The following is a 25549-nucleotide window of genomic DNA, read 5'->3' on the forward strand; positions in this document are numbered from 1 at the left end:
ATTGGGCATGAAGTGTTAGTCTAATTGCCGAAATTGGTCTGTTATTTCGACTTTGTGCAGCCTAATGTACTCGATAGGGATCTTAGGCAGAAATCGGTCTAATATCTATATCAGAGAATTAGACGGAAACACTCAGTCTAATCAAGAGTTAGACCTAACCCGACACGTTCGTTAAAGTTGTTTGTTTTTAGCTGAGATTAGGCAAGCAAAGGTATTTTGCTTCGTTCAGGACTGAACGACATAGAAATCGAACTGAGAAGTCGCGCTGGGCTACTTGCTTATAGCACACAGGGAAAATTCTTGAAAAGTGTAAAGTGAAGTGTAAAATGGGATTGTGGGCATTCTTATAGATATATGAAAACAGCAGTGCAGAAAATGAGTCTTGCGCCCGTGTTCTACACACTGGCTCAGGTACAATTTAACCCAATTGCCCAGATGTCAGATTATGTTGCCAAGTTGCAGGAGCACTTGCGCCGAAGCGGATTTCCTGATTTCCGAGCCGAAAATCAATTTGAACTCACAATTCGCCGGCTGGACGAAGCAGAACCTGATGTTAAGCCTACGCAGCATATGCGCTGGAGCTTCACGAATACTCAACGCACTGAAGGATATTTATTACTCTCGAATGCCTTGGTTTTTCACACTACTACATACGATACCTTTGCAGATTTCTTAAAAAAGGCCCTCTCTGGTTTAGAACTAGTTCACGAAATTGTTGAGTTGGCTTATGTTGAACGGATTGGACTGCGTTATCTTAATGCTGTTACCCCGATAGGTAACGATACCCTACAACAATATTTGAACCCATCTCTGCTTGGCTTTTCTGCAAATCTAGAGGGTCGTCTAAGTCATAGCTTTACCGAAACGGTCACAGTTATTGAGGATGGTAACTTAGTTGCTAGAGCAGTTATTACAGATGGGGCATTAGCTTTATCACCTGACTTGTTTCCATTACAGCTCGAACTGCAAGCCCGATTTGCAGAAATTAATGGTCGGAATGCTGTGTTAGATACTGACTATTTTGTTGCTAAGCGAAACAGTTTTAATCTCATAGAAGTTGAAGAGCAACTTCAGAAAGCACATGGCATTATCACGAATGCTTTCAGGGTTGCGGTAACTGACTATGCTAGAGAAAAGTGGGCTTAAGAATATGAATACAATGACAAAACCATATCCCAAAGCTCCTCTTTATCCTATAAAAACTAATAGCCCTCATCGAGCTATCGTAATTGCCGTCCCTATATTGATTTGGACAGCAGGTACTGGTGGTGTTATGACGCCACATGGTACAACTGAGGTACTAAATCGATTTTACGATCCACGTATACATATCGAACCTTCTAGGGCAAAGCAGATTGATACGAGATCGCCTGCTGAGCATGTTGCTAATATCCGTGATGTATTTGCTATAAGTATGTCTGATTTAGCCTCTGTTTTAGGGGTCACTCGTCCTACGGTCTATGCTTGGTTGTCAGGACAAGAGCCAAAGGGAGAAGCAGTAATACGTATTCAGCAATTGTCCCGCGCTGCTGATAAATTTCATCAAGCAAACATCATCCGTCTAGATAAGTTAGTAAATCGTCCAATTTTAAACGGACGTTCCTTGCTCGATATACTTAGAACAGATGAAGACCCTGTAGAGGCTTTAGCTACCATCAAGGCAATAGCCGATAAGGAAGCTCAGACCCGTCGTGAACCTAAGGGTGTTGGCAAACACTTGAGATCGCTCGACGATGTGTTAGGTGAATCTTCTGTGGCTATCCATGAGAGGAGTTAGTGTTAGAAATGCCTTGGTCCCGAAACACCAGATGGCGACAGGGTAGCGTCCTGACTGGGAAAGACTTTCAGGCAGTAGGCTTGACCGATATGCCTGATACTGCTCTAGCTATAGCAATATCTCACGATTGTGATATCGCCAATGACAATCTGGATGCTGAACCTGCTGTAGAATTCATCTTTGCTCGTATCTTGGAGCAAAGCAATGGGAATTACACACATGGGAAAAATCCGCGCGTTTTACACTTAGATTACACAGACGGTGAAAAACCTGTTTCCCTCGAACTGCTCTCTTCAAAAAGATTGATAGTACAGAAAGATAAGCTTGAGGCAGTTCAGCCTGATGATACTTATAAACTCACTCATTCTCGGCAAATTCTTCAAAGTTGGTTGGCTGCTAGATATCGTCGCCATGCTCTACCGAACAGCCTCGTTGATAGGCTTCGTGAAGTTTTCGCATACATTGAGAAGAAAGGTAAGAAAAATTCTTCTGGAATATTGTCTTTCCGTCTTTCTTATGATCCCGAAGATGAACTTCCCCCCGAAGAACCGTATGAACTCTGGCTCAACATTGTTTATATCACTGATAAGGATGATTACCGCCCAATGTCTGAAGATGTTGCACAAAGCTTGAAAACAGAATTTCCAAGGCTTTTAGAAAAGACAAAGGATTGCGGCAATGTGATTTTACGCAAGTGCGAAGCGATCTCTGAAATGGAATTCACACTCCGCGATATGCGCGAAACGGTTGAATACCATCTCGAACACTTAAGTTATCGCACTGAGCCTTCGGGACCAGTAATTTAGATAACTGTGTAGGAATAGGATCGCAAGTTGACAAAAATGCAAAAGCAATCGAGGTATAACAACACCCATGCACACCGACCGCCGAGAGTTGATCGGTAAGTTGCAAAGGTTATCTGCGGCGGGTGATGGGCAACGTTAGCGAAAAACGATCGATGGGTGAAAACTTACAGAACAAAAGCATCGCTTCACCCACCGACTCACCTATCCACCTACACCAACTTCTCCATTGCCCGCGCCACAGCCCCGATCGCTTGCTCTACTTCATCCTCTGATACCACCAGCGGCGGCACAAAGCGCACCACTTTTGGACCTGCCGGAACGAGCAGTAAGCCTTCCGCGATCGCAGCATTCACAATTTGAGGAGCAGTTAGTTCGGCATCAGAATTGATCACCATCCCGTTAATTAAGCCCCAGCCGCGTACTTCGCTGATGATAGTGGAATATTGAGCGGCGATCGATCGCAGTCCGGCTCTTAGCTGCTCTCCGCGTGCCTGGACTTGAGCCAGCAAATTTTCCTGTTCTAGCGTCTGGCAGACCGCAAGGGCAACGCCGCAGGCAAACGGATTGCCGCCAAAGGTGCTGGCATGATCTCCGGGCTGGAAGACATCGCAGAAGGATTTGCACAGCATTGCGCCGATCGGGATGCCGCCACCGAGTCCTTTCGCAGAAGTGAAAATGTCTGGTTCGATGCCCAGATGCTCATAGCCCCAGTATTTACCCGTGCGCCCCATACCGACCTGCACTTCGTCAAGGATCAGCAGAATGCCCTTCTCGTTGCAGATTTCGCGAATGCGCTGGAAATAGGCAGCTTCACCGGGACGCACACCGCCTTCGCCTTGCAGTGCCTCCAGCATAATGGCGGCGACCTGCGCTTCGGACTGATCGAGGAGGGCGATCGCCTCTTCCAGGGCAGTAATGTCGTTGTACGGGACGTAGTAGAATCCCGGCATCAGCGGGTCAAAGTTTTTTTGATATTTCGGCTGCCCGGTGGCGGTGATGGTGGCGAGGGTGCGACCGTGGAAGCTGGCGTGGGCAGTGAGAATGACAGGGTTCTGAATGCCGCGCACGGTATGGGCGTATTTGCGGGCGAGCTTGATTGCGCCTTCGTTGGCTTCTGCGCCGGAGTTGCAGAAAAACACGCGATCGGCACAGGAATGATTGACCAGCCAGTTTGCCAGCTCGCCTTGTTCGGGAATGTAGTACAGATTAGAAACATGGTGCAGCTTCTGAATTTGCTGCGTCACGGCATTCACCATTGCGGGGTGAGCGTGTCCTAAGGTACAGGTAGCAATTCCGGCGACAAAATCCAGATACTCGCGCCCTTCGGTGTCCCACACGTGGCAGCCTGCCCCACGCTCCAGGGTCAGCGGAAAGCGGGCATAGGTAGCCATCACATAGCGATCGAAGGTTGCCGGGTCAGCAGCCGTAGAATTTGCTGTCGGATTGGGCATCAGGGCGAGATCTGAACTCACGAATTGCTCCTTGCAGGTAGAAGTTGGGTGGGCAGTTGGGAAGCTCATCCGCTGCACAGATTCAGTGACTTGTTCAGTGACTTGCGAGCGCAACCAATGAATTTCCCTGTCTCAAGTCTTTGATCTTAAGCCACAGTTCCTAGTATTACCAGGAACGATCGATTGTTTTTAGCCGATCGTTGACATTCTGGACTGCGACTTGGATCTGCGCTCCTAGCTCCTTCAGTAGGGCTACGGTGTAACCAGAACCTTTGCGACCTTTTACACAACCCCCGACACCATCAGCAGTTGCGCTACAGTCAAAAAGAGATTTGACGCACGATCGCTCCTTGTTTTAATCCGCGCAAAATATGAATACAGAATCCTTGCGAATGCAGGCAGTCCAGTCTCCGGTGATTCCAATCGTTGGAGATTTAATTCGCAGCAATCCCGGTACGATTCCGCTGGGGCAAGGGATTGTGTTTTATCCGCCGCCACCGCAAGCGATCGAGGGCATCAGCGAGTTTCTTGCGAATCCCAACAATCATCGCTATCAGTCAATCGAGGGCATTCCGCCGCTGCTGGAGACGATCGCCCGCAAGCTGAAAACTGATAACGGCATCGAAACTTCAGACGCGAATCGAATTGTGGTGACGGTTGGCAGCAATATGGGTTTCGTGAATGCGCTGCTGGCGATCGCAGATGCGGGCGATGAAGTAATTCTGCAAACGCCTTTTTATTTCAATCACGAGATGGCGATTCAGATGGCGAACTGTGCGGTCGTGACGGTTCCCACTGACGCAAATTATCAGATTGATCTCGCTCGGCTCGAGGCAGCAATTACGCCAAAAACAAAGGCGATCGTCACGATTTCCCCCAACAACCCGACCGGAGTCGTTTATCCCGAAGCAACTTTGCGGCAGGTGAATGCCCTGTGTCGCGATCGCGGCATTTATCACATCACCGATGAGGCTTATGAATATTTCACCTACGATGATGCCGTTCACTTTTCTCCCGGATCGATTCCCGATAGCGAATCCTACACGATTTCTCTGTTTAGCCTCTCGAAGTCCTACGGCTTCGCAAGCTGGCGGATTGGCTATATGGTGATTCCCGCGCACCTGTTTACGGCAGTCAAAAAAATCCAGGACACGATCGCGATCTGTGCCCCGGTGATTTCGCAATATGCAGCATGGGGTGCGATGCAAACTGGCGCAGAATACTGTCGTCAGCAGCGTCAGGCGATCGCCCAGGTGAGGCAGCTCTGCCTCAAAGAACTGTCCACCGTTTCTGATCTTTGCACCGTGCCCCTGGCAAAGGGAGCCTTTTACTTTTTGCTCAAACTCCACACCGATCTAGATTCCATGACTGCCGTTGAGCGGCTGATTCGTGGCTATCAAGTGGCAGGGTTGCCAGGAATTGCCTTTGGTTTAACCGACGGCTGTTATTTACGCATTGGCTATGGCGCACTGCAACCGGAAACGACGATCGAGGGAATGCAGCGATTGGTGCGGGGAGTGAGGGAGTTGGTGGGGTAGAGGGGTGAATGGGTGGATGAGGCGATGAGAAATAAGGGATGAGGAGTTGGGGAGTAGTTTCTGATGTCTTCTAATCGGTGTTTTTAGAGGTTAAGGTTGAGGATGCCGTCGGTGTTAGGGGCTTCGGCGATCGCTTTATTCTCGACAGTGGGTGCGACCCCGGTAAAGGGTGATTCGCTTTGCTGGGAAAAGAGCTGGTCTTCGCCAGAGTTTGCCGGAGTCATCTGGGCGATCTGCTGCTGATTCGCGAGAATGGCTCGATCGATCGCCTGCATCCGTCGTGCCTGATCTTGGGTAATGCGCACCTCGTTGTTGCCTAAACCGGGTGCATCCCATCGCTGGGTTTGAGGATTAATAAACGATCGGACTCGTGCAGATAGCACTGCATCTGCTTCTGGTTGCCCTTCTGATTTGGCGACTGCTAGCCAATCCACATAGCCCTGCTGTCCCAGTGCGGCAAGCGGAGCCTGATTTGCCAGGTCAATACCGTTGAGTTTCTCGCTGAGGGTGAGAGCGAGTCCTTTGTCGCTGGCTTTTTGCAGAATTTGGTCTGCCTGTTTGCGAAGACGGGCAAGCTGTTTGGCATCTGCATCTTCGGGAGAGGTGGCAGCGTGCTGGTAGGAGAAAGAACCTAAGTTCCAAACTCCGTTACCCGGATCAGTGTGACCATAGTAAGCCGGGTTACGTGAGCCGTCAGGGGTGCGGGTTCCTTCAGCCGAGCCAACTGCTTTGGCAACCAGAGAATTTTCGTTTCCGGCAAAGAGTGCATTGAGAGCAGGCGCAGCCGTTAGAGTTGCGGCAGGGGTAGCAGGAGAAACAGGCGCAGTCGGGGTGGGTGCAGCCGCAGTCGGCGCAGGTTTGAAGGGGGAGTCAAAGGTATCAAAGGCAATTCCTCCTCCGTTATCTTTGTGAGCTGGTTTTTCTTGCAAGGGGCGATCGGCAGGAGTGCTTCCATCTGTAAAAGTCGCCTCAGTTGGAATTGCCTCAGCTGGAATTGCCTCACTCAGAATTACCGCCGGTGGAGGAGACGGTAGATTTTGGCTTGGCGAATCTTGTGCGCCGATCGGAGCATCCCCACCGTTTGTAGGCAGGATGGTTGCAGGAGTCGCAGCTACGGGAGTTTCAGTTGCAGAAGTTGCGATTGCTGGCGTTGCAGTCAGAAAATTAGCTTCGGTGGCATGAGCCGCATGACCAAAGGTAAGAACAGAGAGCCAGAGCAGTAGATAGGTCAGGTGTTTCATAGCAAAGAGAGCATCAGCAAAGATCGATTATCAATGCGAGGAAAGAGAGGAAACAGAGAAAAGGAATGAGACGAGAATGAAAAAAATTTAGTGCGGAAACCGGAACTGATATCCGGCGTATTCGTCACCCTCATATAGGACAACCAGCCAGGTTTGAGGATCGAACGCAAGGGGATAGACGGCACGTTCTGCGGCAGCTCCGGCACGGATTTCAAGACCAGGTAATTGGCAGTAGGGAGCCTGCAAAACCTGCTCAACTCTTGCTTTAGTATCCCGTTCAGAAATTGCCAGAAACTGAGCTAACTGTTCTCTCGAAATCACCACGCTCTCATTGACTTCTCCCTGACAATTCTCAGGACGCTGGGCGAGGCGATCGAACGGAACCACGCGCTGCACATCCACTAATAACGCAGCCAGCCCGATTACCATGCCAGCAATTACAATTCCCTGCATGGAGATCACAGAAGAACCTGTTCTCGTGCGACTAGATGATTTCATCATTGCCGTTCTCCCGTGCCATCAAGACGAAACAAGACAAAACAAACACGAGCCATCCGGCTCCCATTAAGACAAGACTCATAGCACCTCTAGAGAAATGATTTGCATTAACTGATTTGCATTAACTGATTTGCATGAGCTACAGCCTGCCGCCAATCAGCAAACCGAGCAAAATGATGCAGAGCCGATAGCCCCAGGTAATGCCCAATTGCGGAGCGGTTGTGGTTCGATGAACGGCGATCGCTGCCGGAATCACAAGCAAAATCATTACCGGAACAACCAGCAGCGGCATGGCTTCTAGCAGCAGGTTCAGCAGCAGACGAGTCAGAGCCGCACCCAACAACAGGGTCAGCGTTTCGTGCAGCGTGAAAGGAACAGCTTCGTTGATTTCAGAGTGCGATCGATTCGCAAAGAGCCAGCGTCGGAGCCGTTTTAATAAAGGTAAGCGTCTGCGAGACCTGCGGCGTGGAGGAAATTCCTGATACTGCGTTTCCTGATATTGCGTTTCCTGATACTGCGTTTCGCGACGTTCTTGACGCTGGCGCAGCATTTGTGCAGTTTCATCGGCCGTATCGCTTGCCTCAATCGGGACATGAATTTGCAGTGTCATTGGCTCAGCCGATTGAAGGGACAATTCACGCATCGCTAGCTTCACCTGTCCCTGCGGATTTTCAACATAAGGGAGCGAAATGGGCTGCTCTAACGGCAGAGATAGCCTTGGGGTTGGGCGACTGGCTTCAGAGGAACCCGGGTTTGCATTGCTCTGACTTTTGCGCCGTTCCCGATCGATTTGGGCAGCGATCGATTGGAGCCTGCGAAGGGCGGTTTCCTGGGTCTGGGAAAGCTGATTGATCTGTTCTGCCTGTGCTTTTAGCTCTTGAAGCGCGGGACGAATCAGCGGCTGAGCATCTTTGATGGGGGCAGATAATATGGGGGCAGATAAACGGGTTTGGGCAGGCTGCTGCAAACGGTTTGCATTCACAGAATCGTTTTGAGCGGAATCGCTTTGGGCAGAATGGCTTTGCCCTGCCACCGATTGAACGCCAGCCTGAACGCTGGATTGAACGCTAGATTGAATTTTGGGTAATTGCGTTTGATGCACCGAAGTTTCATATAAACCCGTCTGCTGCAAACGAGTTTGAGGGACACGAGTTTGAGAAACAGGAGGCTGAACGGGAGAACGATCGGGAGGAGCAAATTGAGAACGTAACGAAGAATGAGGCAGCGATACTCCGGGTGATGGTGGTTTGAACTCAGGTTTAAACTCAGCTTGAGCTGCGGGTTTAAACCCAGAGATAGCCGCTGGGGGGCGTTTGGGTTGGTTTGAATTGGCAAAAGGTTCGGTAGTGGCAGGTTCAAGCGGAGCCTCGATATCAGGCAACTCAACAAGAGCGACTAACCGTGACTGGGGCTTGTTCACATCCGCGCAAATCGATTCCAATTCAGTTTGAATCGCTTTAATCTTGGCTTGCAATTCGTTCATAAGCTTTATCCAGGAGTTTTGGGAGAGGGAAACGTTGGAGCAGGGCAATAGGCAGCGTCAAAAGGCGATCGAGAAAAATAGGGAATTAAACCAGTCATCAAAAGGCGTTAAATCGAAATCGCTGAAAAAATAAAACAAAAGAGACAGGACAAGAGAAACAGGACAAAACCACGAAATAAAACTGCGAAGGTTCTATAGCTGTTTTGCAGCAGTGCAAATTACGCTGTAAGATCCAGTCCTAGGGGTGGTAGTACATCAGTACATTATTGATAGTACCTTTGTACTGCATGCAACGGAAAAAGTAAATAGGTAAAACCATCAGCGCACAAGTTTTTATTGTTTCTTAGGCGTAGCTGAATCAGCTGCATCAGAGTATGAACCGTTGAGTTTGACATCGCTGGGCAGCCCCCTCAAGGAATTAATGCGGGGGGGCTTTGAGCGTTGAAAGGTTTTGCACCCGTGAAGGATTGAGGAGTTGAAGGGTTGGGAGTTGAAGGGTCGAGGGGAGAATTCATCGCAGGATTGAGCAGCGCCTGATCAATTTCCTCTCAATGTCTTATAGACTCTTACGGAAAAGGAAGTTGCTTTGCTGTAGAAGCCAGGATGCAAAGAGCTAGGATTTTCACAGGTACGGTTTAGTCTGGGTCGATCGATTGGTACAGTAGAGCGGAAGTCAGGTCACAGAGAAGCGATGCACACACTGCTTGGCAAACGGCTGCAAGGCGGCAAATACACGCTCGATCAGGTGGTCGGGCACGGCGGATTTGGCATTACCTTTCGAGCAACCCATCATCTGCTTGGACAAACAGTAGTGATTAAAACCCTGAATGGGCTGGCGGAACCCGACCCGCAGAAGTTTGATGCCCTACGGCGCAGATTCCAGGATGAAGCTCGGCGGCTGGCACTTTGCCTGCATACCAATATCGTGCGGGTCAACGATTTCTTTCTCGAAGATGGCCTGCCCTATCTGGTAATGGATTATGTGCCGGGGCAAACGCTGCAAGAAGTGGTCTTTCCCGATCGCCCGCTGCCTGAACCGATCGCCATTCACTACATCCGACAAATCGGCGACGCGCTGCGGCTCGTTCATGCCAACGGACTGCTGCACCGGGATGTCAAACCCGACAACATTATCCTGAAAGAAGGAACGCAGCAGGTCATCTTGATCGACTTTGGCATTGCCCGCGAGTTTAACGCTGATCGCACCCAGACCCACACCAGCTTCCTGTCCTCAGGCTATGCCCCGATCGAGCAATATTTTTCGCAGGAGAAACGCACCCCTGCCACTGATGTCTATGGTTTAGCAGCGACGCTCTATGCCCTGCTGACGGCTCAGGTTCCCGTTGCCTCGGTGTTGCGCGATCGGCAGCCGATGCCTGCGCCCCAGGAACTGCGCCCGGAACTGAGTACGACTGTCAATCAAGCCGTGATGCGCGGCATGGCAGTAGAAGTGAAATATCGCCCGGAGACGATCGATCAGTGGCTCGCCCTGCTGCCTGCTGCCGTACCTGAGCTGCTTCCTCCGGGTCAGGCAGAATCTCATCCAGCCATGCAAGCCCTTCCCAGACGAATTGCGGCTCCTCCCGTTCAGCCTCCTTCTCCGACGGCAGCAGCGACGGTTGCAGTGGCTCCAAAACGTCCAGCGACGGTGGCTGCAACTCCGGTTCCCAGAGCAAATGCTTCGCGTCGATCTCTTTCCAGCGGCATGATTTGGGCAATTGTGGGATTGGCAGCCCTCTTGGGCACAATGGTGGCAGCCCTGGCAATGGTGTTGCGGACTCCGCCTGCATCACAAACTGAGACGATCGAAACCGCGCCCATCCCCGCACAAGAGCAACCCGCTGAGCAAATCCCTGAGCGTGAAGTCTCTCCGCTGCCCACAGAAGCGCCTGAGCCTGAGGCAAGCCCTACCCCAAGCCCCAGCCCCACGCCTGAGGCAAGCCCCACCCCAGTCGAATCTCCGATCGAGTCCCAAACCGAATCCCTCGATCCAGAACCTCCGGCTGCCTCTCCTGCCCCGCCAGATCCTCCAGAACCGCCTGCACCTGACGAGCCAGAAGCTCCTGCACCTGCTCCCGAAGCGTCTCCTGCCCCGCCTTCCCCTGCACCAGAGTCCAATTCCAACCAGCCGATCGATGAACCGCCCCCGATCGAAAAGCCCATTCGCCCCAGTGAGCCGACCAGTGAATCGATCGCCGAACCGCCCCCACCCCAAGGTCGCTCCCCTGAAAGAATCTCTGCCCCACCTCCAAAACTCCCCCAGATGCAGTAGCCTAACTGGCCTCAATTTGCTCGATTTCCTCAATCCCCTCGACTCCCTCCATTTCCCCAATTTCCCTGACCCCAGCCAACCAATCCCATCCCAGCTGAATGAACCAAAAGCAGGCGGAAATCCGTATTGCTCCCGTATCCCTCAAAGGATTGCAATCAAGTTAAACCATAGATAGACGGTTTCCTTACAATTCGCAGATTAAATTGATTTAGATTTAGCGAAATAGTTATCGTCCAAGTTGGTGTTATTAGGGGTCAATCATTTTTATTTAATTCACTGTCATTTGATTCGGTAATTAAGAGCCGTAAGGGAACTTTAGAAAAGCTCTGAGTTTCCTGCAAATGGTGTTTTCTCTCGGTTGATCCAACCTCTCAAACTGTCCTCATCAATTGACTTATGACTTCCTGGCGCGATCGACTTAACCGAATGAGCGGTAAAACGCAAATCACCGTCTGTCGGATTTTTATCCATCTGGCGGGACGCGAAGTTGCGCCGCTGTTAGGCGTGTTAAATCAGGCTGCACAGGAGGCAATGGATTCAGAAGGCGAGATGGAGGTTTTGGGAGAAGGATTGGTGCAGATTTGCGAATCCCTCCTGCAATATGACACCTACTGGCAGTCGGCAGCGAACGAAGGCGATATGTTTTGGGATGAAGGTGATGCAGACGACTACGTGACAGAGCTGTTTACGGATTCGGCACAGCGATATGGCACGGCAAGGGATAGCGAAACAGATACCGAAGAGGATGATTTGCTGATTCCTGTCACCGAAAATCTGGTGGTGATGCTGACTGTCGCTTATGAAGGCTCCGCAGATGCACTGGAGACGGATCTGGGCAACATGACTGCACTCCGAACCGGATTGAAGACGCTGATTAACTTGCACTATGCTGGACGATTGAGGGCAATTCAGGTTCACTTCTCGCCTGCGCGTCTGGGCGATGAATTGACTGACGATCAACTGCTGCTTAACTTTCCAGAACTGGTGCCGCTATGAGTATTACCCTGCATTCATTTTTGAGGCGTATGCTTCGCAAATTTTTGATCGTTTCGATGACTTTCAGCCTTGCTTGGACTACGGCAGCCTGCACTGCTCCCTTTGATGCAACGGCAGATGCTCCGCAGCAAACCCAGACTTCTCCGCAAGCTTCTCCGCAAGCTTCTCCCCAGACCAATCTGTCTGACGGAGAGTACCCGGTGCAGCAAGCAACTTATGACGACAGTATTGGCGAGTATTCTGTCATGCTGCTTAACACTCGTGCCGGTGAACCCTCGATTTACCGAAGCACTAATTTGCCCCTGGCACGACTAACCGATGAGCAAATTAAAGCAGGACAAAAAAGCTTTCTCAAGGTCGAGAATGGCACCCCTGCCCTGTATCTGAGCGAAGATTTTCGCATCGAGTACGTTCACAACGTGACGGAAACCCAGCCTAACCCGGAAACTGGGCAGTCCGAAGTGGTCGTGGTTCGTCAGGAATCTAGCTTCTGGACTCCTTTTGCGGGTGCGTTAGCCGGACAGGCTCTCGGTAGTTTGCTGTTCCGTCCCACCTATTATTTCCCACCCGTTTATCAGCCCGGAATTCCGCTAAGGGGCTATGGCGGCTACGGCAACAGTTACGGGGCGGCAATCAATCAGTATCAACGCCGCTATCAGGCTCCGCCGATCGAAGTTCGCAATCGTCAGGCACTTCGCACGACCGGACAACTCAGAACCCCTTCGGTGACAGCTCCTGTTCGCGGAACGAGCCGCGCTAACGGATCGACAGGCGGCGGTTTTGGCTCTAGCAATCTGAGACGGGCAAATCGATCGACAGGTTCAGGCTATGGCTCTAGCAACCTCAGACGATCGAACCGAACCACAACGCCAACCTTCCAGCGACCCACTAACAGAAATCGAGGCTTTGGCACTAGCGGTCGCCGCTCCGGTGGATTTAGAGGTGGTGCCAGAAGACGCTAAAGCAATCACTCGATTCAGCTAATTCTGTTTAACCGAAAAGCCTGGGAAAGAAATAGATTTGCCTTTGTGCAGTCTAACTCTCCTGGGCTTTTTCATGAGTTCGTGAGCGAATGCGGCAGAAAAACTAAGACAAGCAGTACGATCGAAACGTTAGCGCAGTTAGCTCGCCCATGCCAGAAGGACCAGAAATCAAACGTGCGGCGGATCAGATTGCGAAGGCGATCGTCCCTTATCCCGTGACTGAGGTATTTTTTGCGTTTGAGCATCTCAAGCCTTACGAAGCAGTTTTGCGCGATCGACGCATTCTCTCGGTGTTGCCCAAGGGCAAGGCATTGCTGACCCGATTTGATAACGATCTAACGCTCTACAGCCACAATCAGCTTTATGGCATCTGGGTGATTCGCAGTGCTCATCAGTATCCCGAAACCAATCGGCAGTTGCGTTTGGCGATTCACAATGCGAAAAAATCCGCCCTGCTTTACAGCGCATCTGATATCGAAGTGCTCACGCCGGAAGGAGTCATGTACCATCCGTTCTTGACGCGCCTTGGTGTGGATGTGCTTGATCCCGATACCACCATGGAACAGGTGATCGATCGCTTTAAAGACAAGCAATTCTCTCGCCGCAATCTGCCCGGACTGCTGCTGAACCAGGGTTTTCTCTGTGGTCTGGGTAACTACCTGCGAAGCGAAATTCTGTTTGTTGCCCGTGTGCCGCCTTCCTACCGCCCAATCGACTGCTCCCCCACCCAACTTGCTGCCCTTGCTCAAGCCGCGATCGATCTGCCGCATCAATCCTACGTCACCAAAGGTATCACGAACGATTTAGCAATTGTCCATCAGCTCAAAGCCGCAGGCAAAAAACGCTCTGAATATCGCCATTGGGTCTTTAACCGCGAAGGCAAACCCTGTTTTCGATGCGGGACGGTGATCCTGAAAGAAATGCTAGCGGGAAGAAGGCTGTATTACTGCCCCAATTGTCAACAGCAGTGACGGAAAGCATTCCCGGTCAATTGGTTTTTCCGCTTGTGGTTGAGGGCACTTAAGGACGCGCAAAAGACTGGTAAGGTACAAGATATCTAAATTCACTTTGCTAAAAGCAGAAAAGGAGCGCATAAACCATGAATAAAGGGAGGTTAGAAGCATTCAGCGATGGTGTTATTGCCATCATTATTACCATCATGGTGCTGGAGTTAAAAATTCCACATGAGGCAAATCTAGCTGCGCTGCGTCCTTTAGTTCCGGTGTTCCTGAGCTATGTCCTGAGTTTTATCTATCTCGCAATTTACTGGAGCAACCACCACCATTTGCTACAGGCAGTTCGGCACATTAATGGCAAGACCTTGTGGGCAAATCTGCATCTGCTGTTCTGGTTGTCGCTCTTTCCTTTTGTCACAGGTTGGGCGGGCGAAAATCACTTTGCTGCCGTGCCGTCTGCTTTCTACGGCGGAGTGCTTTTGCTTGCTGCGATCGCTTACTTCATCCTAACCCGCATTCTCATTGCTTCCCACGGCAAAGATTCTCCACTAGGAACTGCGATTGGAGAAGACTTCAAGGGCAAGGTATCGATCGTGACCTATGCTCTGGCGATTTCGCTTTCCTTCTTAAACTCATGGCTTGCCTGTCTGCTGTATGTTTTAGTTGCAGGGATGTGGCTTATTCCCGATCGCCGCATTGAGCGAGTTTTGACTCCCTGAGAGAAGTGCTTAATATTCAAACCTGAGATCTTGCTCGTCAGGCGATCGGTCGCTGACGGGTTTCAGTATTGGGGGCAATTGTCATTAATCAAAGCGAGTCACGTTCTAAATAAAAGTTCGGCTGCTCAGCTACTATTCACTGGCAAAACTGAGAAAAAACGCAAGTCGGGGTAGCACCAGGAGGATACACCAGCAAAATGGCAATAATTTCCTAGACTGACAAAAATCGCTTGCTGTACTAGCTTGATTGTTCTATCAATTTGTAGGAATTTGGGGAAGGAATTATGTCAGATGTTAGTCGCCGTATTCCTGTCCCAATTGCCAGCGGCAGTGAGGATCAACTTTCTTGATAGGTCATTAGAACAATTGGGTAAATTGTAAGACAGTCGTAAGGACTCCCGATGAAATCTGGCTTACAAAGCGGTCAATTGACAAAATGGAAGGACGATCGAGGATTTGGCTTTATTCAACCTGTTGATGGGAGCCAAGAAGTTTTTGTGCATATTTCTGCGCTAAAAGACTCAACTCGTCGTCCAAAAGTAGGTGACACAATCTACTATCACGTTGTTACTGAAGATGGAAAAATTCGTGCCTGTAATGCTTTCATCGCAGGAGCAAGGCGCACGTCTCATTCCCGCTCCGCATCTTCAATTGGAAGGGCGACATCCAATGCTGGGAACAAATATCCTTTCCCTGTTTATCCTTTCCCTGTTTTAGAGACATTGCTGCTATCAAGTCTACCCGTCATTGGCTCACTCCATTTTGCGTGGTCAACCGCTATCCCCATCCCGCTTGCTCTTTATCCTGTCATGAGCCTAGTGACCTATGCCCTCTACGCCGATGATAAGTCGCGTGCGAAATGCGGAGACCGCAGAATTCCAGAGCGGACACTGCACCTGTGCGAACTGATGGGCGGCTGGTTGGGTGGCTTTATTGCCCAGCGTAGACTGCACCATAAGAATATTAAGCGTTCGTATCAGATCGTCTTTTGGGCGATCGTCGCACTCCATTTTGCGTTTTGGGTAGATTGGCTGTTTCTGAATAGAACACTAATCACAGCAATTTTTAACAGTTATTTTTAGCAGTTAATAGTTCATCTATCGATGTTCAAGAGGGGTTCATCGGAAGGCTTACCAGCAACAAATGCAGGGTATCTACCCTTTTCGGCGAAGCTATAATTCTCTCACGGGTTAGAGAGGTACAACTGGCTATGTCAAACCTTGAGCAAATTGAAGCAGCAATTCTTTCATTGCCATCCGCTGAGTTTGAGAAATTAAGGCTGTGGTTCCTTGATTTAGATTAAGACCGCTGGGATGAGCAAATAGAGCAAGACATTGAAGACGGCAAATTAGAGGCGTTTGCTCAGGAGGCGATCGGTCGTTGTCAGGTTTCAGTGCCTGGGGCGATTGTTACAGATCAAAGTTCTAAATAAAAGTTAGCAATCTATGCGCTGAGGCACCTTCAGGGTGAAAGAAACTGTCAACGAATCGGCGACAAGTGAGCCTTTTAACACTGGATTAGATTTAGTTTCTTAGGAACTTGCTCCATTGATCGCACTAACTATTCAGCCCTATAGGGCTTCACAAGAAGCTGCTATCAGTTAGATGACATCTAGCGCTATGTAATGCTACATAAAGCCTGTAAAATTTTCCTAGACCTATTAGGTTAGTTGAGTCCACCTTGACAATTTGCAGACCAATGGATGAAGTAGACCAATGGATGAAGTTGTCATCACTGAGTATGACCCAAACTGGGTGCTACTTTTTGAACAGGAATCTGCACGTATTCGGACGGTTGTAGATAGAGATCTCATCACTCGCATTGAGCATTTTGGCAGCACGGCAGTACCCGGGTTAGCTGCAAAACCCATTATTGATTTATTGGTAGGGGTACGCTCCCTTGCAGAAGCAAAGCAAGTTGCTGTCTCTCAGCTAGAACACTTGAGCTATGCTTACTGGTTCGATAATCCCGACCCTCAACGGATGTTTTTTGTGAAGGGTCTACCACCTAACAGTCCACGCACTCATCATATCCATATGGTTGAGCCAGACAGTGTACTGTGGGAGCGTTTGATATTTCGAGACTATCTTTGCAAGCATTCAGACGAAGCGGCACGGTATGCACAATTGAAGCGTCATCTTGCCCAACGCTTTTCGAGCGATCGAGAAGCATACACAGTGGGCAAAGCAGAGTACATAGAGTCTGTTATGCAAAAAGCTCGACAACAGCTAGCCAGCTAACGACCAAAATAAGCGGTGGCAAGTAACTTTAGCAACCCAATCAAGATCTCTCGCCTGTCCGCTTCATCACCTTGTTGGACGGCTTTACATATTCGGTCAAGGCATTGGCTTGAATATATCCTGTTAAGTTCAAAGCAAAGTTCTTTTGAAATTACTGAGAGCAAGCAGTTCTGCGGTACCAAAATAGAGGCAAAACATGACGTATGTGGAGAAGAGAAAGAACAAACCAAAATCAAAAGAGTGAGATTGTGCTGAATGCTGACTGCTATAGGACAGATAAGCCGTTTATGACTGATCCAGTCAGCACGCCTTCACGTTGGCATCAACTGATTGGCTTAGACGAATTACCGTTAGATCCTAATACAAGAGTGCAACTTGAAGTATGGTTAAACACGCTCAAAACTGTTTGTGGCAAGAAGAATCTATTAAGGTTTCCTACTCCTGAATCTTATGAAGCCTTTGACCGAGAAGGCATTGAACTGTGGAAGAAGGTACGTCAAGAATTAGCCTCTAACTATGACGTGTTCTACTACAGCACAAGATTAGCAGGATTGTTCAAACATCCTGATGCTCCTATGGTGAAAAGGATCAGGCTAGGAGCTGAGTATAGCTGTTGGGCAACTTGGTATGTTGATGATGTCGGATGTTTTGATCCGGTTAAGCTTCCTATTAGCCAAGAAACTCTTGAGCGATTAAACAAATGGCAAGATGTTTTTGATGACACGCTTGATCATGACTATCCACCTGATTCTCGCTTCCCTAGCGAAGAAGTAGCCAAAATATGGAGTCGAGAGGGTATTAGGCTTTGGGTGCAGTTGCAAAGAGAGCTAAGCGCAGAGTATGAGGTACTTAAGCGTATTTACCATCAGGAAAAAACACAACTTATGAAACTGGATGATTGGATCAATGCCTACAGAGAGCAGTACCAGCAAGATGATATCGATAATTCATCACAACGATTGCTGTGAGTCAATTTTTATCAAAATCTTGCCCCACAGCAGCCAACACTTCACGGCAGCGGACGGTTGAAAGCGGCTGGTATTGAGTTCAATGTTATCTGCCGCCGCTGCGTTTTGCCGTTAGGCAGCAAATATGCTACGTTCACTTCACCTCATCATGAACTAGAAGAACTTCGCTGGCGCAGAATGAATTCGGCGATCGTCAAATCAACCGGAGTTGTCACCTTCAAATTCGTTTCTTCGCCTTCGACAATTTGTACCGGAAGCCCGCACTGTTCAAACAATGCCGCATCGTCGGTAACTTCCCAGCCTCGGCGGATGCCTTCTTCGTGACAGCGCAGCAGATCTTCAACGACAAAGCCTTGTGGCGTTTGAGCTGCCCAGAGGTTGGCGCGATCGGGCGTTGATTCGATAATTTTGCTGGCAGAATTGACGACCTTGATCGTGTCTTTGACCGCGACAGCAGCAATCAAACCCTGACAGTCTTGCAGGGCATCTGCACAGCGATCGAATAATTCTGGGGTGGCAAGGCAGCGTGCACCATCGTGGATCAAGACGCGATCGGCAACGACAGGTAGTGCCTGTAAGCCACGATAAACTGACTCCTGGCGCGTTGAGCCGCCCTGGATGAAATGCACCACCTTCGACATTTCCAGGTCAGACACAATTTCTTTGAAGTCGTGCCAGTCGTCGGGTTGGCAGACGATGCCAATCCAGTGAATGTGGCTTGATTGTTTGGCGGCGATCAGGGTCCAGGCGATCAGGGGTTGACCCAGGAGCGGAAGCAAAAGCTTGTTTCGGCTGCTGCCCATGCGCCGACCCGATCCGGCTGCGGGAATGAGAAGATACACGGAAGTTGAGCGAGTAAGGAACTTGCTGTTACTTTACCGTGAATTGGTTCGTGATTTTGCACCTCTGGGGGTGGCGATCGTCAACCCTTGACCGAAAAAGGCTCTGGGTAGCAGCGATGAACTCTGTAGGTTAAACGGGTGATTTGATTTTCCCAGACGAGCTGGCTGATGATTACATCGGCGTGGGCAAGCCAGTTTTGATCGACGAGCGGAATGGGTACGTCGATCGGCAGAATGCGATAGCCCTGTTTGGTGGCGTGACGAAAACTGTCCGACTTCAGTGAACTGAGATCGAGTTCATCGAGCTTGAGCTTGAGAATACTATTCACTTCACAGGGCATTCCCATTACGTCACCTCACTTTTGAAACACTTCTGTTTGAACACTGCCGAATGAATTAATGAATCACGGATCAACCCCACTGGGCATGAATGATCATTTAGCGATCGGCTCCCACCGGAATTGATTTGGTGAGTCGAGCCTGCAATGAGGCCATCAAATCGTTGTCATTGCGATGGGCTTCCCAGGAGCCAGAGTAGCGTCTGCCGATATTCCATTTGCCGCTCATCGTGTTGCCATCTTCGGAAAGCGTGCCCTGGTATTGAATCGGCTGCGGTGAGCTGGTGAGGTATTGTTTAGTGAACTGAATTCTGCGCCCCACCAAATCGCCCGTCACCTGCGCTTCTCCCAGCATTCCGTCGTCCAGAATGCGTCCCGAAAGAGTATTGCCGCCCTGCACAAAAGTTGCCTCAAAGCGAGTCGGGTTGCCATCTTGCCAATAGGTTCCCAGCCACGTTCCGGTGATGTCATTCATTGGGTTGCCATCCACTCAAGACATTGCTGCATCTGATGTTGCATTGTTTGTCGATCGGCATGGTAGCGACGACCATGACCAGGAAGCACCCATTCAAAGGAGTATTTTGCTAAATTTTGCATCGATTGCCTCAACTCTGTCCAGGAATACCAGCAGGCACGGCGAAAGGCGTACAAATGACCCAGTTCGCTCGACCAGGCAAGGTGGTCCCCGGTGAACAAAAAGCGATCGTCATACAGCAAAACGGTGTGTCCGCGCGTATGTCCGGGAACGGGGATAATCAGCAAATCGTCGGCTAACGCAAAAGGTTCGCTGCCGGAAAGCTGAATTTCAACGTCTTGCGTACCGCGGCTGATTTCTGCTTGATGCAAGATTCGATCGCAGCCAAAATGATCGTGAAACTTTTGATGATCGGCAACATCATCGCGATGAGTGAGATACAGATAACGAACCCCGCCCATTTTTTCAATCTGTTTCACTAACGGCGGCGCAAACCGGGGTGAATCCACCAGGATATTCCCCTCTGAACGTTGAATCAAATAGCTTGCTGCACCAAAAGAATTCTCGGCGTGATAGCCGCAGTGATAAACATTGTCAGCGATATGAATCGGAAAACTTGCCTGAATTTTCAGAACATCGGTTGGTTTTTCGACTGTGCCGATCGACGCTGTGGGACAGGACAATAACGCCTGCATTGCCTTCAAATGCTCTGCTTCACTAATAGGCTGATGATAGACGGCTGACTGGTCGCCGATATCGGCAAAGACTTCGGGAGCCATCCAGCGACAGGTATCGCAGTCAATACAGGTGCGATCGACGTAGAAGTTACCGCTGACATTTTCCGATCGTCGTTCAGTAAGATGTGCCATGATTTTAAGGAATCAAAGGAATTCCCGGTAAAAAGTCTGCACTGATCACCTGTTGCAGTGTGTAGCGCTTCAATTTCCGCGATCAGGTGAACGGCATCAAGCCGGTGACACTGCTGCGTTTTAAGCAGATTGACCTGCTCCTGCGTCCAGGCATAGAAATCGGCTTCGTAAAGCGGTGTGGAGTCCATGGGTCACGGCTCGATCGCGGTTATAGCATGGGGCGTTACGGAATCAGGAGTAGAGGGCCAATTCTGCCACACCATGATTGCCTCCATGATAACGATCGCCGCTGAAACGATCGCACCCCATCGCGCCCAGAGCAGCAACAGCACGCAACGACAACAGCCAACTACAGCGTATAGGTAAACCCTTTCACCAGCGCACCCGGAACCCACGTTCCGCCCACGTCGCGTCCGCCATAGGTTCCCACTTCCGGGATAAACTCCTGGGTGTCGGTGAGTGCCAGCAGGTTTTCGCCCCAGAAGCGATACAGGGTTTCGTCGAAGCGCAAATTTTCGATCGGCGCAATGATTTCACCGTTCTCGACCCAGAAGCAGGCGTAGCGAGTCATGCCCGTAATTCTGCCGCTCGGTCGATCGCTCCAGTTGAGGTAGTGCAGGTTAGACAAATAGAGCCCGGTGTCGAGGGCTGTGAGAATGCCAGACGATGCCAGGGTTCCAGGTGCAACCGAGGGCGATCGCAGTCCTTCGCCGCCGCTTGCGCCGTTTGCGGGTTTGCCAAATTCCTTGGCGGAGCGAGAGCTAATCAGCGTATTCACCAGCTTGCCCGCCTGGATTAAGGGGAGATCGATCGGCGCAACTTCACCCCATTCGTTAAAGCGCGGTACCAGTCCCCGGCTGAAGTCTTCGCTGAGGTAAAACTGTTCAGAGAGCTGTTTTTCGCCCCTTTGCAGCACTCCCAGTGCACTGCCGCCTCGCTGAATTGCCGATTCGCTGACGCCGCCCCAGGACAACATACTCACCAGATCTGCCATTGCCGCCGGAGCCAGATAAGTGCGGTACTGTCCGCGAGCGATCGGTTTTGGAGGCTGAGAAAGGCGATCGAGCTGCTGTTTGGACTCGACCAGCTTGGCAGTATAAGCCGCCTGATCCCACTGATTTCCGGCAAAGGTGCCTTTGACTGCCTGACCGTCTGCCGTGAACAGTGAATAGTCCAGCGCAAAGGAATCGGTGGCAAACCAGTGCTTTTGTCCGGCAGAGTCGGCATAGCCGCGAAAAATCGACCCACCGCTGTAAAAGCCTGTAAAGTCTAGCCCTGCCACATCCGGCAAAATCGCATCCACGATCGCCCCGGGTGGAAGCAGCTTTCCGGTCTGGACATCACAGCTAGTCGCGTCCCCTGTTGGAATCACCAGATAGGGGTCTTCAGGAAGCTGGGAGATTTCCTGCCGCAGGTCTTCCAGAGCATCTTTTACCCCATGCCAATCGGTTTCCCAATTTCCGGTAAAAGGAAACAATCGCGAAGTGGTGCGCTGATCTTGCATTAGCGTCAGGGAAATCGAGCCATCTCGCACGTTGCCCGTTTGCCGAACCTTAGCGCGATTAAACCGGATGAACTGGCTCTGTTCGCCCATCAGCCTGAGCTTAAAGGATTCTTCGGATGACAGGAGCGATCGAAGCTGGGTAACGAGGCGATCGAAGGTAGATTCAAGGGGAGTCATAGAATTAGAAGCGGGGTGATGAATGGCGAGCAAAATGACGGATGACCAACTGAACGACGTTATGCCCCACCCCCAAAGACCTCCACATCTTGAAAGACACAAATCGGAGAGCCGTGACCCACCCGAATCGCCTGGTTGGGTTCGCCTTTGCCACACATCGGTGTGCCATACATTTGCCAAGTGGACTCGTCGCCAATTTTGACCAGGCTATGCCAGAATTCCGGCGTAGTGGCGCGGTAGTTTGGATTTCGCAGCGTTTTGGTGAGCTGTCCGTTTTCGATCAGGCGGGCATATTCGCAGCCAAACTGAAACTTGTATCGCTGATCGTCGATCGACCAGGAACGGTTTGATTCCATATAAACGCCCGATTCAATGTCCTGAATCAAATCAGGAAAATTGTCGGTTCCTGCTTCCAGGTTGAGGTTTGCCATGCGATCGATCGGCGGACGATTCCAGGAAGAAGCCCGCGCACAGGCGACCCCATCCACGCCCAGCCGCGCCTGACTTTCCAGACTGCCCAAGCCGCGCTGCAAAATGCCGTCTTGAATCAAAAATTCTTTGCTGGCAGGTGTGCCCGTATCGTCAAACTCGTAGCTAGCAAACTCACCCGTCACCGTGGGGTTAAAGGTGATATTCATTAGCTTCGAGCCGTAGGACAATTGGCCGAAATCCGACGGTTTGACAAAGCTGCCGCCTGCATAGTTGCGCTCATCGCCCAAAATGCGATCGAGTTCCAGCGGATGCCCGACGCTTTCATGAATTTGCAGCATCATCTGATCGGGAGCCAGTACCAGCATCGTCTTTGTCGTCGGACATTCCTCAGCCGTCAAAAGCTCGATCGCCTGCGACCCAATTTGATCTGCCCTTGCCCACAGATCATCGATCGGAAACAGCTCCCAGCCGCCCTGATAGCAGTGTGCCAGATAGCCATTATTGCTGCGCTGCTGCACGACACCGCCCGATTGAGCCGTTACCCCAAAGTGCGTTTCGAGCAGCATAAATTTTTGATAGACCTCCGAGCCACTGCTGCTGACAAACCAGGATTCGGTTTCGTTGGTGATCGCCGTCGCGCTGGTCTGAACGATCGCATCCGAGACTTTCAGCGTTTGACAAAGCCGCGCCAAAAGCTGATTAATTTCTCCCGGCGTCATCGCATCAAACGGTTTCACAAAAGGCGAGCTATACTCTCCGACCACTTTAGGACGCACCGTTGCCGCCATCGGATAAATCGCCCACCGACTCGCTGCCTGTGCCTGCGCTGCTGCCGCCTGTGCTGCCGCCTGCAAATCTTCGAGCTGAAGCGAGTTCGTCGCGCCGTAGCCAATCTGACCATTGACCAGCACTTCCACCATCACGCCCTGACTCGATGATTTGGAATTACTTTGAGGAATGGCATCCCGCATCGATCGAGAGCTAACGTTCTCTTTCACCATGCGAAGTCCAACCCAATCGGCCTGGATATCAAGGCGATCGAGGATTTGTTGCAGTTCAGAAATCATGACGTATTTCCTCAGGAATGGCTGGGTAGAGGCTGGACGGGCTTAGCGCGCTTTGCTCAGGCTTTCAATTCTAGCCATTTTTACTGAGTTTCAGGGTTATTCCGTATCTAACAACAGTTAGCAATCGAGGAGCCTCACGCATTTGCCAGTGCCCAATCGATCGCCGCTTCTGCATGAATTCGCGTGGTTGGAAAAAGCGTCATCTCACAGTCTTCCGGCTGAATCAGCAGCTCAATTTCAGTACAGCCTAAAATAATCCCTTCTGCCCCTGCGCTGATTAACCGATCGATAATGGCAAGATAGCGCGATCGAGAATCAGGCTGAATGATGCCCAGACACAGTTCGCTGTAGATCACGTCATGCACGATCGCTCGGTCTGCTGCATCGGGAACTAAAACTTTGATGCCGTGCTGTTCCAGCCGTCCCCGATAAAAATCCTGCTCCATCGTATATCGCGTTCCCAGTAAGCCGATCGTGTCAATTCTGACAGCCTGGATGCGCTGTGCGGTTGCGTCTGCAATGTGCAAAAACGGAATTTGAAGATTTGCCTGAATCTCATCTGCTAGCTTGTGCATCGTATTCGTACACAGCACCACAAAATCCGCTCCGGCTCGCTCGATTGCCTGGGCTGCGTCAATTAGGATCAAGCTTGCTTCTTGCCAGCGTTCCTGATGTTGCAGCGTCTCGATTTCGGCAAAATCCACCGAATACATCACACATTTTGCTGAATGCAGTCCGCCCAGTCTGGCTTTTGCCAGTTCGTTAATCAGCCGATAATACTCGATCGACGATTCCCAGCTCATGCCGCCAATTAAACCGATCGTTTTCATCCAGAAATTCCTTAAGGATTGCAATAGGGACACTGCCCCGGATCAGCGGTTTCAACCCCATTTGGAAACAGCACTTCTTCCCGATGCTGGCACTTCTGACATCGATAAACGATCGAGCGCGTCAAATCGGTTGGCGTTCCACACAAGCCGCAGGGTAAGCCGGGAAGGCGATCGGCTACTGAGAATCCGGGAGTATTGCAGTTCGGACAGGTTTTCTGAAGTTTGGCAATCAAATCTTCGGTGGCTTGCGCGATGATTTTCATGCGCGTGGGATTATGCATTGCCCGCATATCGGTTTCGATGTGGACGCGATCGGCTTGTTTCAGTGCCCACTGCACGGCATCGATTAACTGTGCTTCTGAAGTGATCCCTTTGATGATCAGATCTTTGTCTTTGGTAATTCCGTTTGCATCTGCATTTGCAATCACGACTAATCCATGCTGAGGGAATTTTGCTTTTCGAGCAAATGTCTTTGCTTCTTCTAAATTAGTGACTTGTTTGTGGCTAAAGTTTGTCTCTGTTGAAATTGCTTCACCGATCACTTCTAAATCATTTCCGCGATCGATCAGCAATACAATTTCACGATTAGACGGTAAAAACGGCATTGCCGGATGCGGCCCAAAACTGCCTTCACTGGCAATTCCAATCGCGTGTCCTGTTAATTCCATGCCGACGATCGCCTTTTGTCGTGCCGCTTCGAGCTGAGTGCCATATCGCTTCACTTCGCGGGTAAATGTACCCAATCGATCGCTGTCAAATCCGTGCGGCACAGTGACTTGCAGTCCCAAGTTTTCCTTCAGTAACGGCGCAATTGCTATTTCTTTCTGGTGCATCGTTGCCAGCGTCGCCAATCGATCGCGAAACCATTCTAAAGGCAATCGTCCAGACCCACTTTGAACCACAGCGACCCTATCTCCTAAAAAACTATTTCCTAAAAAAACTATCCCCTAAAAAACTATCCCCTAAAAATTAGTATGCCAAATTCAATCTCCCGCGCAGGTTTGAACCATGCTCCCCAAACTTCTACACACCGACAGACCACCTCAAAACCCGGCAATCGCTACAGTAATTTTATCTTTAGCTCCAT

Annotated in this window: 25 protein-coding genes and 2 pseudogenes; 13 read left to right on the plus strand and 14 right to left on the minus strand. The window is 50.4% G+C overall.

What is annotated here, in order from left to right:
* Positions 1-354: 354 nt before the first annotated feature.
* The 3 genes from NDA02_RS05155 to NDA02_RS05165 all read left to right on the plus strand — a co-directional run bounded on the left by NDA02_RS05155 (position 355) and on the right by NDA02_RS05165 (position 2583).
* Positions 355-1146 (plus strand): TIGR04255 family protein, encoded by a 792-nt coding sequence (locus tag NDA02_RS05155; RefSeq protein ID WP_190792377.1) that lies wholly within the window; start codon positions 355-357, stop codon positions 1144-1146.
* A 4-nt stretch (positions 1147-1150) separates the two neighbouring features.
* On the plus strand, positions 1151-1777 hold the full coding sequence (locus NDA02_RS05160) for a hypothetical protein (RefSeq protein ID WP_199296598.1): 627 nt from the start codon (positions 1151-1153) through the stop codon (positions 1775-1777).
* 89 nt (positions 1778-1866) lie between these two features.
* Positions 1867-2583, plus strand: coding sequence for a hypothetical protein (locus tag NDA02_RS05165; RefSeq protein ID WP_206755076.1), 717 nt, complete (start codon positions 1867-1869; stop codon positions 2581-2583).
* 209 nt (positions 2584-2792) lie between these two features.
* On the opposite strand, the gene NDA02_RS05170 is transcribed toward NDA02_RS05165, so the two are convergent.
* Complete coding sequence (locus NDA02_RS05170) at positions 2793-4034, minus strand: aspartate aminotransferase family protein (protein ID WP_190792382.1); 1242 nt, start codon at positions 4032-4034, stop codon at positions 2793-2795.
* A 371-nt stretch (positions 4035-4405) separates the two neighbouring features.
* On the opposite strand from NDA02_RS05170, the gene NDA02_RS05175 reads away from it, so the two are divergent.
* Entirely contained in the window at positions 4406-5572 is a 1167-nt protein-coding gene (locus NDA02_RS05175; protein WP_348249555.1) for a pyridoxal phosphate-dependent aminotransferase, read from the plus strand.
* 83 nt (positions 5573-5655) lie between these two features.
* On the opposite strand, the gene NDA02_RS05180 is transcribed toward NDA02_RS05175, so the two are convergent.
* The 3 genes from NDA02_RS05180 to NDA02_RS05190 all read right to left on the minus strand — a co-directional run bounded on the left by NDA02_RS05180 (position 5656) and on the right by NDA02_RS05190 (position 8794).
* Positions 5656-6813: a hypothetical protein gene (locus tag NDA02_RS05180; protein WP_348254499.1), complete on the minus strand. Its 1158-nt coding sequence runs from the start codon at positions 6811-6813 to the stop codon at positions 5656-5658.
* Positions 6814-6900: 87 nt separating this feature from the next.
* Positions 6901-7314: a hypothetical protein gene (locus NDA02_RS05185; RefSeq protein ID WP_348249557.1), complete on the minus strand. Its 414-nt coding sequence runs from the start codon at positions 7312-7314 to the stop codon at positions 6901-6903.
* Between the two features lie 136 nt (positions 7315-7450).
* The gene (locus NDA02_RS05190; protein WP_348254500.1) at positions 7451-8794 is read right to left on the minus strand and encodes a hypothetical protein; all 1344 of its coding nucleotides are present in this window, start codon (positions 8792-8794) and stop codon (positions 7451-7453) included.
* Between the two features lie 691 nt (positions 8795-9485).
* Here NDA02_RS05190 and NDA02_RS05195 point away from each other — a divergent pair.
* The 9 genes and pseudogenes from NDA02_RS05195 (at position 9486) to NDA02_RS05235 (ending at position 17928) form a co-directional block, all read left to right on the plus strand.
* Positions 9486-11066 (plus strand): protein kinase, encoded by a 1581-nt coding sequence (locus NDA02_RS05195; RefSeq protein ID WP_348254502.1) that lies wholly within the window; start codon positions 9486-9488, stop codon positions 11064-11066.
* A 396-nt stretch (positions 11067-11462) separates the two neighbouring features.
* Positions 11463-12062 (plus strand): DUF1517 domain-containing protein, encoded by a 600-nt coding sequence (locus NDA02_RS05200; RefSeq protein WP_348249560.1) that lies wholly within the window; start codon positions 11463-11465, stop codon positions 12060-12062.
* 56 nt (positions 12063-12118) lie between these two features.
* Positions 12119-13024, plus strand: coding sequence for a hypothetical protein (locus NDA02_RS05205; protein ID WP_348254504.1), 906 nt, complete (start codon positions 12119-12121; stop codon positions 13022-13024).
* Between the two features lie 170 nt (positions 13025-13194).
* Entirely contained in the window at positions 13195-14016 is an 822-nt protein-coding gene (nei, locus tag NDA02_RS05210) for an endonuclease VIII (RefSeq protein ID WP_348254506.1), read from the plus strand.
* Between the two features lie 128 nt (positions 14017-14144).
* Positions 14145-14720: a TMEM175 family protein gene (locus NDA02_RS05215; RefSeq protein WP_348254507.1), complete on the plus strand. Its 576-nt coding sequence runs from the start codon at positions 14145-14147 to the stop codon at positions 14718-14720.
* A gap of 401 nt (positions 14721-15121) precedes the next feature.
* Positions 15122-15802 carry a cold shock and DUF1294 domain-containing protein gene (locus tag NDA02_RS05220; RefSeq protein ID WP_190790736.1) on the plus strand — a complete coding sequence of 227 codons (681 nt, stop codon included), beginning with the start codon at positions 15122-15124 and terminating at the stop codon, positions 15800-15802.
* Between the two features lie 128 nt (positions 15803-15930).
* A pseudogene (locus NDA02_RS05225) lies at positions 15931-16152 on the plus strand (hypothetical protein).
* A 283-nt stretch (positions 16153-16435) separates the two neighbouring features.
* Positions 16436-16960 carry a GrpB family protein gene (locus NDA02_RS05230; protein WP_190790735.1) on the plus strand — a complete coding sequence of 175 codons (525 nt, stop codon included), beginning with the start codon at positions 16436-16438 and terminating at the stop codon, positions 16958-16960.
* Between the two features lie 287 nt (positions 16961-17247).
* Complete coding sequence (locus tag NDA02_RS05235) at positions 17248-17928, plus strand: hypothetical protein (protein WP_190790734.1); 681 nt, start codon at positions 17248-17250, stop codon at positions 17926-17928.
* 146 nt (positions 17929-18074) lie between these two features.
* Here NDA02_RS05235 and ispD read toward each other — a convergent pair whose 3' ends face one another.
* The 10 genes and pseudogenes from ispD to NDA02_RS05285 all read right to left on the minus strand — a co-directional run bounded on the left by ispD (position 18075) and on the right by NDA02_RS05285 (position 25295).
* Entirely contained in the window at positions 18075-18770 is a 696-nt protein-coding gene (gene ispD / locus NDA02_RS05240) for a 2-C-methyl-D-erythritol 4-phosphate cytidylyltransferase (protein ID WP_190790733.1), read from the minus strand.
* Positions 18771-18850: 80 nt separating this feature from the next.
* Positions 18851-19117: a DUF2584 family protein gene (locus NDA02_RS05245; protein ID WP_348247987.1), complete on the minus strand. Its 267-nt coding sequence runs from the start codon at positions 19115-19117 to the stop codon at positions 18851-18853.
* Between the two features lie 91 nt (positions 19118-19208).
* Complete coding sequence (locus NDA02_RS05250; RefSeq protein WP_190790731.1) at positions 19209-19583, minus strand: hypothetical protein; 375 nt, start codon at positions 19581-19583, stop codon at positions 19209-19211.
* Entirely contained in the window at positions 19580-20452 is an 873-nt protein-coding gene (locus tag NDA02_RS05255; protein ID WP_190790730.1) for an MBL fold metallo-hydrolase, read from the minus strand. The genes NDA02_RS05250 and NDA02_RS05255 overlap by 4 nt, the downstream gene beginning before the upstream one ends.
* A gap of 59 nt (positions 20453-20511) precedes the next feature.
* Positions 20512-20640, minus strand: a pseudogene (locus NDA02_RS05260) (DUF29 family protein); the annotation flags it as partial.
* A 3-nt stretch (positions 20641-20643) separates the two neighbouring features.
* Positions 20644-20784, minus strand: a complete 141-nt coding sequence (locus tag NDA02_RS05265; protein ID WP_348254509.1) for a hypothetical protein — start codon at positions 20782-20784, stop codon at positions 20644-20646.
* Positions 20785-20801: 17 nt separating this feature from the next.
* The gene (locus NDA02_RS05270) at positions 20802-22133 is read right to left on the minus strand and encodes a TldD/PmbA family protein (RefSeq protein ID WP_348254511.1); all 1332 of its coding nucleotides are present in this window, start codon (positions 22131-22133) and stop codon (positions 20802-20804) included.
* Positions 22134-22192: 59 nt separating this feature from the next.
* Positions 22193-23632 (minus strand): TldD/PmbA family protein, encoded by a 1440-nt coding sequence (locus NDA02_RS05275; RefSeq protein WP_348254513.1) that lies wholly within the window; start codon positions 23630-23632, stop codon positions 22193-22195.
* A gap of 134 nt (positions 23633-23766) precedes the next feature.
* Entirely contained in the window at positions 23767-24462 is a 696-nt protein-coding gene (locus tag NDA02_RS05280) for an aspartate/glutamate racemase family protein (RefSeq protein WP_348254515.1), read from the minus strand.
* 11 nt (positions 24463-24473) lie between these two features.
* Entirely contained in the window at positions 24474-25295 is an 822-nt protein-coding gene (locus NDA02_RS05285) for a DUF6671 family protein (protein ID WP_190793472.1), read from the minus strand.
* Positions 25296-25549 lie beyond the last annotated feature (254 nt).

It is taken from the genome of Leptolyngbya sp. ST-U4 (genome assembly GCF_039962215.1).
Taxonomy (GTDB): Bacteria; Cyanobacteriota; Cyanobacteriia; order Elainellales; family Elainellaceae; genus Leptolyngbya_A.